The sequence below is a fragment of the Aureimonas sp. Leaf427 genome, from assembly GCF_001425485.1.
GTDB lineage: Bacteria > Pseudomonadota > Alphaproteobacteria > Rhizobiales > Rhizobiaceae > Plantimonas.
Map to the genome: position 1 here is coordinate 20,948 of NZ_LMQW01000011.1, position 13,495 is coordinate 34,442.

General features: G+C 69.5%; 12 protein-coding genes. 6 read left to right on the top strand and 6 right to left on the bottom strand.

The annotated features are described in order from the left end of the window. Positions 1–11 precede the first annotated feature (11 nt). From ASG62_RS08070 to ASG62_RS08090, 5 genes are all read left to right on the top strand, one after another. Positions 12–287, top strand: coding sequence for an exodeoxyribonuclease VII small subunit (locus ASG62_RS08070; protein ID WP_056694863.1), 276 nt, complete (start codon positions 12–14; stop codon positions 285–287). Between the two features lie 218 nt (positions 288–505). Next, on the top strand, positions 506–2,413 hold the full coding sequence (gene dxs / locus ASG62_RS08075) for a 1-deoxy-D-xylulose-5-phosphate synthase (RefSeq protein ID WP_244487581.1): 1,908 nt from the start codon (positions 506–508) through the stop codon (positions 2,411–2,413). A gap of 80 nt (positions 2,414–2,493) precedes the next feature. Next, on the top strand, positions 2,494–3,258 hold the full coding sequence (locus tag ASG62_RS08080) for a TlyA family RNA methyltransferase (protein ID WP_056694859.1): 765 nt from the start codon (positions 2,494–2,496) through the stop codon (positions 3,256–3,258). Then, positions 3,255–4,481, top strand: a complete 1,227-nt coding sequence (locus ASG62_RS08085; protein WP_056694856.1) for a class I SAM-dependent RNA methyltransferase — start codon at positions 3,255–3,257, stop codon at positions 4,479–4,481. The genes ASG62_RS08080 and ASG62_RS08085 overlap by 4 nt, the downstream gene beginning before the upstream one ends. A 96-nt stretch (positions 4,482–4,577) precedes the next feature. Further along, entirely contained in the window at positions 4,578–5,219 is a 642-nt protein-coding gene (locus ASG62_RS08090) for a DedA family protein (protein WP_056694854.1), read from the top strand. Between the two features lie 60 nt (positions 5,220–5,279). On the opposite strand, the gene ASG62_RS08095 is transcribed toward ASG62_RS08090, so the two are convergent. Together ASG62_RS08095 and ASG62_RS08100 are read right to left on the bottom strand one after the other, a co-directional pair. Then, on the bottom strand, positions 5,280–6,032 hold the full coding sequence (locus ASG62_RS08095; protein ID WP_056694852.1) for a crotonase/enoyl-CoA hydratase family protein: 753 nt from the start codon (positions 6,030–6,032) through the stop codon (positions 5,280–5,282). Then, on the bottom strand, positions 6,029–7,828 hold the full coding sequence (locus ASG62_RS08100; RefSeq protein ID WP_056694850.1) for an acyl-CoA dehydrogenase: 1,800 nt from the start codon (positions 7,826–7,828) through the stop codon (positions 6,029–6,031). The genes ASG62_RS08095 and ASG62_RS08100 overlap by 4 nt, the downstream gene beginning before the upstream one ends. Positions 7,829–8,052: 224 nt before the next feature. Between ASG62_RS08100 and ASG62_RS08105 the strand changes: the two genes are divergently transcribed. Continuing rightward, on the top strand, positions 8,053–8,895 hold the full coding sequence (locus tag ASG62_RS08105) for a fumarylacetoacetate hydrolase family protein (protein ID WP_056694848.1): 843 nt from the start codon (positions 8,053–8,055) through the stop codon (positions 8,893–8,895). Positions 8,896–8,902: 7 nt separating this feature from the next. Here ASG62_RS08105 and ASG62_RS08110 read toward each other — a convergent pair whose 3' ends face one another. From ASG62_RS08110 to purD, 4 genes are all read right to left on the bottom strand, one after another. Continuing rightward, the gene (locus tag ASG62_RS08110) at positions 8,903–9,418 is read right to left on the bottom strand and encodes a type II toxin-antitoxin system YhaV family toxin (RefSeq protein WP_056694845.1); all 516 of its coding nucleotides are present in this window, start codon (positions 9,416–9,418) and stop codon (positions 8,903–8,905) included. Next, positions 9,415–9,744 (bottom strand): type II toxin-antitoxin system PrlF family antitoxin, encoded by a 330-nt coding sequence (locus ASG62_RS08115; protein ID WP_056694844.1) that lies wholly within the window; start codon positions 9,742–9,744, stop codon positions 9,415–9,417. The genes ASG62_RS08110 and ASG62_RS08115 overlap by 4 nt, the downstream gene beginning before the upstream one ends. An 89-nt stretch (positions 9,745–9,833) precedes the next feature. Beyond that, on the bottom strand, positions 9,834–12,101 hold the full coding sequence (locus tag ASG62_RS08120) for an acyl-CoA dehydrogenase (RefSeq protein WP_056694842.1): 2,268 nt from the start codon (positions 12,099–12,101) through the stop codon (positions 9,834–9,836). Between the two features lie 116 nt (positions 12,102–12,217). Next, the gene (purD, locus tag ASG62_RS08125) at positions 12,218–13,480 is read right to left on the bottom strand and encodes a phosphoribosylamine--glycine ligase (RefSeq protein ID WP_056694840.1); all 1,263 of its coding nucleotides are present in this window, start codon (positions 13,478–13,480) and stop codon (positions 12,218–12,220) included. Between the last annotated feature and the right edge of the window lie 15 nt (positions 13,481–13,495).

The window sequence follows — 13,495 nt, forward strand, 5'->3', positions numbered from 1 at the left end:
AGGAACTCCCCATGCCATCGGACACGACGCTCGCCGCCCTGCCGGCCGACGATTCGGACATCAAGCGCATGAGCTTCGAGGAAGCGCTCTCGGGGCTGGAAAGCATCGTCTCCGATCTCGAGCGCGGCGATGTGCCGCTCGACATCTCCATCCGCATCTACGAGCGCGGCGAGAAGCTGAAGAACCATTGCGAGCGCCTGCTCTCGGCCGCCGAGGACAAGGTGGAGAAGATCAAGCTCTCCCGGGCCGGCAAGCCGACCGGCGCCGAGCCGCTCGATCCGGCCTGACGTGTCCGGCGGGTCCGAAGCGACGCCAGGCTGCGGGGATCGCAACGCGCGGCCCGCGCCGTCTCGTAAGGCGTCCGACACGACGGGACTTGATCGCGCCGGGTTTTGCATAATCTAAGCACTCCGAGTTTCCCCGAAGCGCAAGGCAAGGCGCGAGGCCAGCGGCCTTCAGCCGGGGGACCGCCATCGACGAAAGGTGGATGATCCACGTGCCGGATATCTCTGAGACGCCCCTGCTCGACACGATCGACACGCCCGCCGACCTGCGCCGGCTGAAGGAGAGCGATCTCCGGCAGGTCGCCGACGAGCTGCGCACCGATCTCATCGACGCGGTGTCGCGCACCGGCGGGCATCTGGGCGCCGGCCTCGGCGTGGTCGAGCTGACCGTGGCATTGCACTACGTCTTCGACACGCCGGACGACCGGCTGATCTGGGACGTCGGCCATCAGGCCTATCCGCACAAGATCCTGACCGGCCGGCGCAAGGGCATGCGCACCGTGCGCCAGGAGGGCGGGCTGTCCGGCTTCGCCAAGCGCACCGAGAGCGAATACGACCCGTTCGGCGCCGGCCACTCCTCGACCTCCATCTCGGCCGGGCTCGGCATGGCCGTCGCCCGCGATCTCGACGGCGGCGCGCGCAACGTCGTCGCCGTGATCGGCGACGGCTCCATGTCGGCGGGCATGGCCTACGAGGCGATGAACAATGCCGGCGCGCTCGACGCCCGGCTGATCGTCATCCTCAACGACAACGACATGTCGATCGCCCCGCCGACCGGCGCGATGAGCGCCTATCTGGCGCGCCTCGTCTCCAGCAAGACCTATCGCGGCCTTCGCGAGAGCGCCAAGAAGGCCTCCAAGATCCTGCCCGGCTTCATGCGCGAGAGCGCCCGCAAGACCGAGGAATACACGCGCGGCTTCTTCACCGGCGGCACCCTCTTCGAGGAGCTCGGCTTCTACTATGTCGGCCCGATCGACGGCCACGATCTCGACCATCTCCTGCCCGTCCTCAAGAACGTGCGCGACGCCAAGGACGGGCCGATCCTCGTCCATGTCGTGACCCAGAAGGGCAAGGGCTACGGTCCCGCCGAGACCTCCGCCGACAAGTATCACGGCGTCTCGAAGTTCGACGTCGTCACGGGCGCGCAGGCCAAGGCCAAGGCCAATGCGCCGAGCTACACGAGCGTCTTCGCCGAAAGCCTCGTTCAGGAGGCGCGGCTCGACGAGAAGATCGTCGCCGTGAACGCCGCCATGCCGGGCGGCACGGGCCTCGACCTCTTCGGCGAGGCCTTCCCGACCCGCACCTTCGACGTCGGCATCGCCGAGCAGCACGCCGTGACCTTCTGCGCCGGCCTTGCTTCCGAAGGCTACAAGCCCTTCGCCGCGATCTACTCGACCTTCCTCCAGCGTGCCTACGACCAGATCGTCCACGACGTCGCGATCCAGAGCCTGCCCGTGCGCTTCGCGATCGACCGGGCCGGCTTCGTCGGCGCGGACGGCCCGACCCATGCCGGCTCCTTCGACACGGGCTTCCTCTGCCCCCTGCCCGGCATGGTCGTCATGGCCGCCAGCGACGAGGCGGAGCTGCGGCACATGGTTCGCACGGCGGTCGCCTATGACGACGGCCCCATCTCCTTCCGCTATCCCCGGGGCAACGGCACGGGCGTCGATCTGCCCGAGCGCGGCGAGGTGCTGGAGATCGGCCGGGGCCGGATCGTGCGCGAGGGCACCAAGGTCGCGATCCTCTCCTTCGGCTCGCGCCTCGCCGACGCGGTCGCCGCCGCCGAAGAGCTCGAGACCTTCGGCCTCTCCACGACCGTCGCCGACGCGCGCTTCGCCAAGCCCCTCGACGCCGATCTCGTGACACGGCTGGCGCGGGACCACGAGGTCCTGATTCTTCTGGAAGAGGGCGCGAGCGGCGGCTTCGCCGCGCAGGTCCTCCAGTTCATGGCGGCGCGCGGGCTTCTCGATCAGGGTATCAAGGTGCGCCCGATGACGATGCCCGATCTCTTCGTCGACCATGCCAATCCCGACGCGATGATCCGCCAGGCCGGCCTCGACAAGTCCGGCATCGTCGACACCGTCTTCAAGGCGCTGGGCGACAGCGCCCGGCGGGTGATGCAGGCTTAAAACGGCTCTAAACGGGCGGGAGGAGGGTCGGAACGCCCTCCGGCCTTGCCATTTGCAGCGCGACGCCGCATGACCCGGCCATGGCAGCCACCGAAGAACAGCATCTTTCCCGCGTGCGGCTCGATCAGCTCGTCGCCGAGCGGGGCCTCGTCGCGAGCCGTGCGCGGGCGCGCGACGCGATCCTGCGCGGTCATGTGCGCGTGAACGGGCAGGTCGTGACCAAGCCCAGCCTCAATGTCGAGCCCGACTCCCAGCTCGATCTCGACGATCCCGCCGCCGACTTCGTCTCGCGCGGCGGGCTCAAGCTCGACGCGGCCCTCGACGCCTTCGGCATCGACGTCGCCGGCCGCTCGGCGCTCGACGTCGGCGTCTCCACCGGCGGCTTCACCGATTCGCTCTTGAAGCGCGGCGTCGCCCATGTCGTGGCGATCGATGTCGGCCACGGCCAGCTCCACCCGCGCATCGCCGCCGACGAGCGCGTCAGCGCCATCGAGGGGCTGAACGCCCGCGATCTCGACGAGGATCATCTCGGCGGCCACGCCATCGACCTCGTCGTCGCCGATGTCAGCTTCATCTCGCTCCGGCTCGCGCTGCCGCCCGCGCTCGATCTCGCCGAGCCCGGCGCCGATGCCGTGCTCCTGGTGAAGCCGCAGTTCGAGGCCGGCCGCGAAGCCATCGCCAAGAACGGCCTCCTGCGCGATCCCGACAGCGCGACGGCGGTCGCCGAGAGTCTCAAGGACTGGCTGGGCGAGCAGGAGGGCTGGACGGCCATCGCGCTCATCCCCTCCTCGATCGAGGGCGGGGACGGCAACCGGGAATTCCTCCTCCACGGCCGCAAGGCATGAGCCGCACGCTTCTCATCGACCATCTCGGCGCCAAGGGCGACGGCGTCGCGCTGGAGGACGGCGCGCCGCTCTACGTGCCCTTCACCCTGCCGGGCGAGCGGGTCGAGGCCGAAATGTCCGGCGCGCGCGGCCGGCTCGTCCTCGTCGAGACGCCCTCGCCCCGCCGCGTCGAGCCGCCCTGCCCGCATTTCGGCACCTGCGGCGGCTGCGATCTCCAGCATGCCGATGCCGCGCTCTACCGCGCCTACAAGCGCGATCTCGTCGTCTCCGCGCTGGCGAGCCGCGGCATCGAGACCGAGGTGGCGCCGCTCGTTCCCGGCCGCCGCGGCACGCGCCGCCGCGCCGTCTTCTCCGGCATGAAGGACGGCAACCGCATCGACTTCGGCTTTTTCGGCGCTCTGACGAACACGATCGTGCCGATCGAGACCTGCCTCGTCGTGGTGCCCGAGATCGCGCGCCGCCTGTCCGATCTGCGCGCCCTCGCGCTCCTCGTCGCCGGCCGGGCCACGCCGATGCGCATGGTGGTGACGGCGAGCGACGTCGGCTTCGACATTTCCCTCTCCGACACCGCCAAGATCACCGACACGCTGCGCCAGTCGATCGTCGCCTTCGCCCTGCGCCAGGATTTCGCGCGCGTGACGGTGGGCGACGAGACGATCGTCGAGACGCGCCGTCCGACGATCGACGTCGCGCGCTCCACCGTGCCCCTGCCGCCCGGCGGTTTCCTCCAGGCGACGGCGGAGGCCGAGGAGGCCATGTCGGCGCTCGTCACGCGCCATCTCGCCGGCTCGAAATCCGTCGCCGACCTCTTCGCCGGCATCGGCACGTTCGGCCTGCGGCTCGCGCGCACCTCGGCCGTGCATGCGGTGGAAAGCGAGGAAAAGGCGCTCGCCTCGCTCGACGCCGCGCGCCGCAAGTCGCAAGGGCTGAAACCCGTGACGACCGAGCGCCGCGATCTCTATCGCCGGCCGATGACCGCCAAGGAACTGTCGCGCTTTCAGGGCGTCGTCTTCGATCCGCCGCGCGCGGGCGCCGAGGCGCAGGTCCACGAACTCGCGCTCTCGAAGGTCCGGACGGTCGCCGCCGTCTCCTGCAATCCCGCGACGCTGGCCCGCGACCTTCGCGTCCTCGTCGACGGCGGCTTCCGCCTTCTCGGCGTGACGCCCATCGACCAGTTCCACTGGTCTCACCATGTCGAGGCGGTCGCTCTCCTCGAGCGCTAGCCTAGACCCTCGACCCAAGGCACATGACGGGCCGGTCATCCGTGGAGCGCGGTCTCCCGGCAGGACCCGGCGATCTTGCAGGGAGTGACCGGCCGAATGCTCGAAGCGATCATGGGCTTCGTCGCCGACTACGGCGTCGTCGTGGTCTGCCTCTCGATCCTCGTCGAGTCCTCGGGCCTGCCCGTGCCCGGCGAGAGCATGCTCGTCGCGGCGGGCGTGCTGGCCAGCCAGGGCCGGCTGGATTTCTGGCAGGTCTTCCTCGCCGCCACGCTCGGCGGCATCGCCGGGGACAATGTCGGCTATCTGCTCGGCCGCCGATACGGCCGCCGCTTCGTCTACAAATACGGGATCAAGGCCGGCCTGCCGAAGGCGCGCATCGCCGAGCTGGAGCGGCGGTTCCTGGAGCGCGGACCGCCCATCGTGCTCTTCGCGAGATTCATCTTCATCCTGCGCCAGCTCTGCGGCTTCCTCGCCGGCACCGCGCACATGCCCTGGTGGCGCTTCTCGTTCTACAACGTGCTGGGCGCGGCGCTCTGGTCCGGCGCCTATGCCGGCGGCGCCTATCTCCTGGGGGCCGCCGTCGAGCGCTATCTCGCCGCCAGCCACTGGGTCTTCGCCGGCGTCGCCGCGATCTTCGTCGTCGCCCTGTCGACGACCATCTGGAAGTTCCTGCGCGAGGCACGCGGCGCGCCGAAGGAAGAGGACGACCTTCCCCCGCCTCCGCCGATCGTGCCCTGATCTTCGAAGGATGCGCCTGGCATCACCCCGAGATCGCCGCCCGCGCCGCTATCCCCGCTCTCAGCCCTTGCTCTTCGACATGAAGGCCATGAAGGCGGCCCGCGCCTCCGCCGAGGTCAGCCGCTCGCCGAAATGCTTGAGCTCCACCGCGATCCGCTCCAGCAGCTCCTCGCGCGGCCCTCGCAGGAGATCGCGCCCGATCGCGAGCGCCTCCGGCGGCTTGGACGCCAGCGCCTTGGCGGCGGCGAAAGCCTCGGCCTCCACGGCGTCGGCATCGACGAGGCGGGTCACGAGGTCGGCGTCGAGCGCGGCATCGGCGTCGAAGACCTCGCCGAGCACGAGCAGCGCATAGGCCCGGCGCACGCCCATGAGGCGCGGCCCGAGAAGGCTGGAGCCGGCTTCGGGCACGAGGCCGAGATCGAGGAACGGCGTGCGGAAGACCGAGCGCGGCGAGGCCAGCACGATGTCGCAATGCATCAGCATGGTGGTGCCGATGCCGATCGCGAGCCCGTCCACCGCCGCGACGATCGGCTTGGTGCCGGTCGCCAGCGCCTCGATGAAGCTCGTCACCTCGCTCGTCGGCTGGCCGGCCGTGGCGATCGCGACGAAGTCGGCGATGTCGTTGCCCGCCGAGAAGGCGCCGGGAACGCCCGCGATCAGCGTCGCGCGGATCTCCGGGTCGGCGTCGGCGCGGCGCAGCGCTTCGGCCATGGCGGCATACATCGCCCGGTCGATCGCGTTCTTCTTGTCCGGCCGGTTCATCCGCAGCGTCTGGACGCGGTCCTCGACGGTGATCTCGATATGGGCGCTCATGCCGCGATCCCCGTGCCGAGAACGGCGCTGGCCGCGGCCTTCAGGCTTGCCGCACCCTCCGTCACCTGCCGCTTCAGGCCGGCCGTCTCGGCGAGGAGATTTTCCGCCATGAAGCGCGCGAGCGCCACGCGCTCGTCCGCCCCCGCCTCCACCAGCGCGCCGCGCGCCAGATAGACGGCGCCGGCAACGAGGCCGAAGAGCTTGAGATACGGCGTCGCGCCGGCCAGCGCCGGGTCCGTCTGCTTGGCGGCGAGCTGCTCCGCCAGGAAGGCGGTGGCGGCGCGCAGATCGGCGAGGCCCTCGGACAGCGCCTCGGCCGTGCGCCCGAAATCCGGCCGGTTGGCGCCGCGCACGGCCTCGATCGTCTCTTCGAGTTCGCTGAGATAGGCCGCAACCGCCCCGCCGCCGGAGAGCGGCAGCTTGCGCATGACGAGGTCGATCGCCTGGATGCCGTTCGTGCCCTCGTAGATCGGCGCGATGCGCACGTCGCGATAGTGGCGGGCGGCTCCCGTCTCCTCGATGAAGCCCATGCCGCCATGGACCTGGATGCCGAGCGAGGCGACCTCGACGCCGACATCGGTCGGGAAGGCCTTGGCGATCGGCGTCAGGAGATGGGCCCGGTCGCGCCATTCCGCTCGCTCGCCGTCCCCGGCGCTCTCGTCGTGGCTGCGGTCGATCGCATGGCCGCAGGCGAAGGTGATGGCGCGCGCCGCCGCCGTCAGCGCCTTCATGGTGAGGAGCATGCGCTGGATGTCGGGATGCTCGATGATCGGGCTCATCGCGCCCGCCGTCCCCGCCGAGGAGCGGCCCTGGCGGCGCTCGCCGGCAAAGGCGATCGCCTGCTGCGTCGCCGCCTCCGCGATGCCGACGCCCTGCGTGCCCACGTGCAGCCGCGCATTGTTCATCATGGTGAACATGCAGGCGAGGCCCTTGTTCTCCTCGCCGACGAGCCAGCCGATGGCGCCGGCCTCCCCGGTCTCGCCCGTGCCGTCGCCGTAGATCATGGTGCAGGTCGGCGAGCCATGGATGCCGAGCTTGTGCTCGATCGAATGGCAGAACACGTCGTTGCGGGCGCCGAGCGAGCCGTCCGCGCCGACGAGGAACTTCGGCACGAGGAAGAGCGAGATACCCTTCACCCCGGCCGGCGCGTCCGGCAGGCGCGCGAGGACGAGATGGACGATGTTGTCGGTCCAGTCGTGCTCGCCATAGGTGATGTAGATCTTCTGGCCGAAGATGCGGTAGGAGCCGTCGCCGGCCCGCTCGGCGCGCGTGCGAAGGGCCGCCAGATCGGAGCCGGCGGCGGGCTCGGTAAGGTTCATCGTGCCCATCCAAGCGCCGGTGACGAGCTTTTCCAGATAGATCGCCTTCAGCTCGTCCGAGCCATGCGCCGCGATCGCCTCGACGGCGCCGACGGTGAGCATCGGCCCGAGCGCGAAGGCCATGGAGGCGCTGTTCCACATCTCGAAGACCGCCGCCGACAGCGCCACCGGCAGGCCCTGGCCGCCATGGCTCTCCGGCCCGGTCAGCCCGTTCCAGCCGCCCTCCGCCCATCGCCTGTAGAGATCGGCCCAGCCCTTCGGCGTCGTCACGCGGCCGTTTTCGGCCCGCGCGCCCTCGGTGTCGCCGATGCCGGCGAGCGGCGCGACCTCCTCGGTCGCGAAACGGCCGGCCTCCTCAAGAATCGCGTCGAGCAGGTCGAGCGACAGTCCGCCGGCTCGGCCGTCCTCGATGGAGGCGCCGAGGCCGGAGATGGATTTGAGTGCGAACGCGATGTCCGCCACGGGCGCCTTGTACATGGTTCGGGTCCTCCTTGCCGCCCGCGCGAGTGCCGGCAGCCCCGCCATGATCGCTATGCGCGATTGACGTAATCGTCAATCGTCGAGCTATGATGGCGGACCGAGAAAGGCGCGTCGAGCAACTCGCCAAGCCGTGATCCTGTCCTAGAATGATGGCTAGACACAAAAGGCGAGTCAGGAGGACCGAACGTGGCGAAGCTGCGGTCGGAAGGGGGACGATCGACATGCGGCTGGTGCGCTTTGGCGACCGCGGACGGGAGAAGAGCGGGCTTCTCGACGGGATGGATCGGTTGCGCGATCTCTCCGGACATCTCCCGCTGCTCGCCGGAGAGGCGCTCGATCCGGCAGCGCTCGCCAGGATCGCCGCGCTCGACGCGGAAGACCTGCCCCTGGTCGAGAGCCGCCCGCGCCTCTGCGCGCCGCTGATGCACATCGGCAAGATCATCGGCGTCGGGCCCAACTATCACGAGAGCGCGGCGCTCGCCGGCTTCAAGATCCACCCCGAGCCGACCGTCCTCATGAAGGCGCCGAGCGCGGTATCCGGCCCGAACGATCCGATCGAGATCCCCCGCCTCTCCAACCGCACGGACTGGGGCGTGGAACTCGCGGTCGTCATCGGTCGCACGGCGAAATACGTGAATGTCGAGCAGGCGATGGACCATGTGGCGGGCTTCACCCTCGCCAACGACATCACCGAGCGTTCCTTCCAGCTCCAGCGCGGCGGCCAGTGGTTCAAGGGCAAGTCGCACGACACGTTCGCCCCGCTCGGCCCCTGGCTCGTCACCCGCGACGAACTCCGGCGCTACGACGACATCACCCTTTGGCTTGACGTCAACGGCGAGCGCATGCAGGAGATCTCGACCTCCCGCATGATCTTCAAGGTGCCCTACCTCGTCTCCTACATCTCCCGCTTCACGCGGCTCGACCCAGGCGACGTGATCCTGACCGGCACGCCCGGCGGCGTCGGCCTCTCCATCGACCCACCCCGCTTCCTCGCCCCCGGCGACCGGATGACGCTCGGCGGCGAAGGCCTCGGCGTCCAGGACTATGTCTGCGTGGCGAGTTGAGACGTATCTAGCGATCCGTGATCCCGACGGCGGTTGCGAGCCGCACGTTCGAAGATTGCGCCGCATTCAGAAGAGCGTCGAAATCTTCGGGAGGATGGCCGTCGTCCAGCATGGCCTTGAAAACCGCATAGGCATCCGCCCGGCTTCCATAGGCCCGCAGCGTCGCGTCGTCGTTGACCCAGGCGAGGACGATGATCCGGCTGGCGCTGTCGAACCGGAAGAACAGCCGATATTGCTGGAAGGACTTCGCCCGGAACCAGTGCTTACGCCCGCTGCCGAGCGTGTCGCCCTGGCGAAACTTCGGGGCGGCCGGGTCCGCCGGGATATCCTGCGTCACGAGCTTGAGGATCGCCGCCAGTCGCTTCGCGCTGGCCTTCGTCCGGTAGGTCGAGGGATCACGCGATCGGTGTGCCGCGACCTCTTCGGCCAAGGCCTCGATCTGGTCCAGAAACACCGGATGCGCGTAGATCGACCAACCGTTGACGACGAGAGGAGCCTTCGCCGGCTCCGGTGTCCCGCTCATTCGTCATCGGGACAAAGAGGCTGGTCGAGATCGAATTCGACGTCGCCGACCAGCTCCGCCAGGCGATCCGCCAGCGCTCCGTCGAAGGCCGCGAGATGTTCAGGATGGCTGCGCATATCGCCTTCTAGAAGGTCGAGAAAGGCCCCGAGCGCGGGATCGGACGGCGTCGGCTCGACCGCGAGTTCGATATAGACCCGCCCGCCCGGCTCGGTGCGATAACGGATCTGGTCGCCCTTCCCCAGCTTCAGATGCCGGCGCACGGCGCTCGGAACCGTCGTCTGGTAGCGGGCGGTCAGCCTGGAGACGTCTTCGACAGGCGCGCTCATGGCACTCTCCGGCGGCAGGAATGACATGCCGCCAAGGTAATGCAAGTGCATTGCCTCATCAACCCGATCCTCGAACCCTTCGGACAGTGCTACTCCGCCGCCTCCGCCCGGCGCGCTCCCTGGTCCGGCTCCCGGTCATGCTGGCCGGCGATCGGGGAGACGTCGGCCATCGGAAAGGCGTCGACCTCGATGACGCGGCGCACGGCCTCGCGGGCGGCGGAGAGCTTGGCGAGCTCGGCCTCGTCGATCAGCCCGGCGTCGCGCGCGGCCTCCGGCGAGGCAGATTTCGCCTCGCGCAGGCGCTTCTCCAGCGGCGCGACCTCGGTGACGAGGGCGAAGGCCCCTTCGAGATCGCGAACCGGATGCCCCTCGCGGCCCTGCCCGAGATAGAGATCCGGCGTCAGGCGGTCGCGCTGCGAGGAGGGGCGCATCAGGATCTCGGCGACCTCCGTCGTCAGTTCGTCCGCCGGCAGCGGCATGGGGATGCCAAAGGGAAAGGCCGCGACCCGCGTCGCCATGGCCGCCCAGCGCGCCGGCAGGTTGTCGAGCACGCCAGCGAAGGCGACGCCGAGACGGTTATAGCCCTTCTGCATGACATATTCGACGATCGGCCGGTCCGCCTCCGGCCGGCCCTCCGTCTCGAAGCGCTTCAGGCTCGCGCCGAGGAGATAGAGCTCCGACAGGATGTCGCCGAGCCGCGCCGATATCATCTCGCGCCGCTTCAGCGAGCCGCCGAGCGTCAGGAGCGAGAGGTCGGAGATCATGGAGAAGGCGGAGGCATAGCGCGAGAGCTGGCGCCAATGGCTGGTGAAGGCCGCGCCCTTGGGATGATGCGCCGCGAGCCCGCCCGTCCAGCCGTGGATCGTCGCCGTTGCGGCGTTCTTGGCGGCGTGGAGCGCGTGGGACCAGAAGTGCTTGTCGAAGGCCTCGAGCCCCCGCGTCTCGTCGGGATCGGCGATCGCCTCCATCTCCTTCAGCATGAAGGGATGGGCGCGGATGGCGCCCTGGCCGAAGATCATCAGGCTGCGCGTCAGGATGTTCGCGCCCTCGACCGTGATGCCGATCGGCACGGAGCGGTACTGGCCGCCGAGATAGTTGCGCGGCCCGTCGATGATCGCCTTGCCGCCGTGGATATCCATCGCCCGCTCGGTCGACTGGCGCATCCGCTCGGTCGCCTGCGACTTCATGATGGCGGAGACGACGGAGGGGCGGTGCCCCTCGTCCAGCGCAGCGCAGGTCAGCCGCCGCGCGGCATCGACGAGATAGGCGTTGGCGGCAAGGTCCGCGAGCTTCTCCTGGATGCCCTCGAACATGCCGATCGGCGTGTTGAACTGCGTGCGCACGCGCGCATAGGCGCCCGAGACGCGCGCCGTGTAGGCGCAGGCGGCGGCGGACTGCGAGGGCAGCGAGATGCCGCGCCCGGCGGCCAGCGCGCGCATGAGCATGGTCCAGCCCTGCCCGATCTGCGCCTCCCCGCCGAGCACCCAGTCCATGGGAATGAAGACGTCGCGCCCCTCCAGCGGTCCGTTCTGGAAGAAGGTGAACTGCGGAATGTGCCGGTCGCCGGTCTTCACGCCCGGCACCGTCGTCGGGATCAGCGCGACCGTGATGCCGAGATCGGTGCCGCGTCCGAGGCGCTGTTCGGGATCGAAGAGCTTGAAGGCGAGCCCCATGACCGTCGCGACGGGCCCGAGCGTGATGTAGCGCTTGGAGAAGTTCAGGCGGATGCCGAGAACCTGCCGTCCCTCGTGCTCGCCCATCTCGACCACGCCGCGATCCTGCATGGCGGCAGCGTCCGAGCCCGCGTCGGCCGAGGTCAGGCCGAAGCAGGGGATCTCGCGCCCGTCGGCCAGGCGCGGCAGCCAGTGCTGGCGCTGCTCCTCCGTGCCGAAATGCAGCAGCAGCTCGCCGGGTCCGAGCGAGTTCGGCACCATGACCGTGACGCCCGCCGTGACGCTGGCCGACGAGATCGTGCGCACGACCTCCGAATGGGCGAGGTTGGAGAAGCCCAGGCCCCCGTAGCGCTTCGGGATGACCATGCCGAAGAACTTGTTCGACCGCATGAAGTCCCAGACGGGCTTCGGGAGATCGTGGTCCTTCCAGGCCATCTGCCACTCGTCGATCATCGAGCAGAGCTCGGCGACCGGCCCGTCCATAAAGCGCTGCTCGTCCGGCGAGAGGCGCGCGGCCGGCATGGCCAGAAGCTTGTCCCAGTCGGGGCTGCCGCTGAAGAGCTCGCCGTCCCACCAGACGGTGCCGGCCTCGATCGCCTCGCGCTCCGTGGCGGAGATCGCGGGCATGGCGCCCTTCGCCCAGCGGAAGATCGGCTTGGTCAGACGGTCCTTGCGAAACGACACGGCGCTTTCCTCCCGATGATGCTTCTCGGTCCTGCGACTTGAACCGCCGAACGGCGCATTCGTTGCGCATGATTGACGTTTACGTCAATCCCCGACCATTGGTTCCCTTCGCCGGATCAGAGACGCGCGATGGCGCGATGGCCGATGTCGCTGCGCCAGAACCCTTCGGGCCATTCGACCTCGGCCAGCGCCGCATAGGCCTTGACCGCCGCCTCCGCAACGTCCGCGCCGACCGCCGTGACGCCGAGCACGCGGCCGCCTTCGGCGAGAAGCGTCTCGCCCTCCAGCCGCGTGCCCGCATGGAACACGATCGCGCGATCGTCGTCCTCGGGCAGCGCGGCGATGACGCTCCCCTTGGCGAAGCTGCCGGGATAGCCCCGCGTCGCCGCGACGACGCAGACGGCGGCTTCCTCGCGCCAGACCGGCGCGGCTTGGGAGAGATCGCCCTTCGCGGAGGCGAGAAGCAGGGGCAGGAGATCGCTCTCCAGCCGCATCATCAGCACCTGACATTCCGGATCGCCGAAGCGGACATTGTATTCGATGAGCTTCGGCCCGGCCTCGGTGAGGATGAGGCCGGCATAGAGAACGCCCGAGAACGGCGTGCCCGCCTCGCGCATGCCCTTTAGCGTCGGCTCGACGATGCGGGTCATGGCCTCCTCGATTAGCTCCGGCGTCATGATGAGGGCGGGCGAATAGGCGCCCATGCCGCCGGTGTTCGGGCCCTCGTCGCCGTCGAAGGCGCGCTTGTGGTCCTGCGCCGTGCCGAAGAGCACCGCGCGGCTCCCGTCGCAGAGGCAGAAGAGGCTGGCCTCCTCGCCGAAGAGGCACTCCTCCACCACGATCGCCGCGCCCGGCGTTCCGTCGAGGGCGGCCTCCACGGCCGCGAGCGCCTCCTCCAGCGCCATGGCGACGGTGACGCCCTTGCCGGCCGCGAGACCGTCCGCCTTGACGACGATCGGCGCGCCGGTCGCGCGCACGTAATCCAGGGCCGCCTCGCGGTCGGTGAAGCGGCGATAGGCGGCGGTCGGAATGTCCATCCGGGCGCAGAGATCCTTGGTGAACCCCTTGGAGCCCTCCAGCTCCGCCGCGGCGGCGGAGGGGCCGAAGACCGCGATGCCGGCCCCGCGCAACACGTCGGCAAGGCCGGCGACGAGCGGCGCCTCGGGACCGACGACCACGAAGCCGATCGCCTCAGCCCGGCAGAAGGCGAGGACGGCGGCGGAGTCGGCGACGTCGAGCGGCGCGATCTCGGCGAGCTTGGCGATGCCGGGATTGCCGGGGGCGGCGACGAGGCGGCCGAGCTCGGGCGACTGTTTCAGCTTGTAGGCCAGCGCATGCTCGCGTCCGCCCGAGCCGATGAGGAGGATATCGATCGCCATGCTTGCCCTGCCGTT

What these genes read in the sequence shown, in the direction of transcription:
- ASG62_RS08115 (WP_056694844.1), bottom strand. Translation starts at nt 9,744, where the DNA reads ATGAGCGCGCCTGTCGAAGACGTCTCCAGGCTGACCGCCCGCTACCAG.
- ASG62_RS08095 (WP_056694852.1), bottom strand. Translation starts at nt 6,032, where the DNA reads ATGAGCGCCCATATCGAGATCACCGTCGAGGACCGCGTCCAGACGCTG.
- ASG62_RS08105 (WP_056694848.1), top strand. Translation starts at nt 8,053, where the DNA reads ATGCGGCTGGTGCGCTTTGGCGACCGCGGACGGGAGAAGAGCGGGCTT.
- ASG62_RS08085 (WP_056694856.1), top strand. Translation starts at nt 3,255, where the DNA reads ATGAGCCGCACGCTTCTCATCGACCATCTCGGCGCCAAGGGCGACGGC.
- purD (WP_056694840.1), bottom strand. Translation starts at nt 13,480, where the DNA reads ATGGCGATCGATATCCTCCTCATCGGCTCGGGCGGACGCGAGCATGCG.
- ASG62_RS08090 (WP_056694854.1), top strand. Translation starts at nt 4,578, where the DNA reads ATGCTCGAAGCGATCATGGGCTTCGTCGCCGACTACGGCGTCGTCGTG.
- ASG62_RS08110 (WP_056694845.1), bottom strand. Translation starts at nt 9,418, where the DNA reads ATGAGCGGGACACCGGAGCCGGCGAAGGCTCCTCTCGTCGTCAACGGT.
- ASG62_RS08070 (WP_056694863.1), top strand. Translation starts at nt 12, where the DNA reads ATGCCATCGGACACGACGCTCGCCGCCCTGCCGGCCGACGATTCGGAC.
- ASG62_RS08080 (WP_056694859.1), top strand. Translation starts at nt 2,494, where the DNA reads ATGGCAGCCACCGAAGAACAGCATCTTTCCCGCGTGCGGCTCGATCAG.
- ASG62_RS08100 (WP_056694850.1), bottom strand. Translation starts at nt 7,828, where the DNA reads ATGTACAAGGCGCCCGTGGCGGACATCGCGTTCGCACTCAAATCCATC.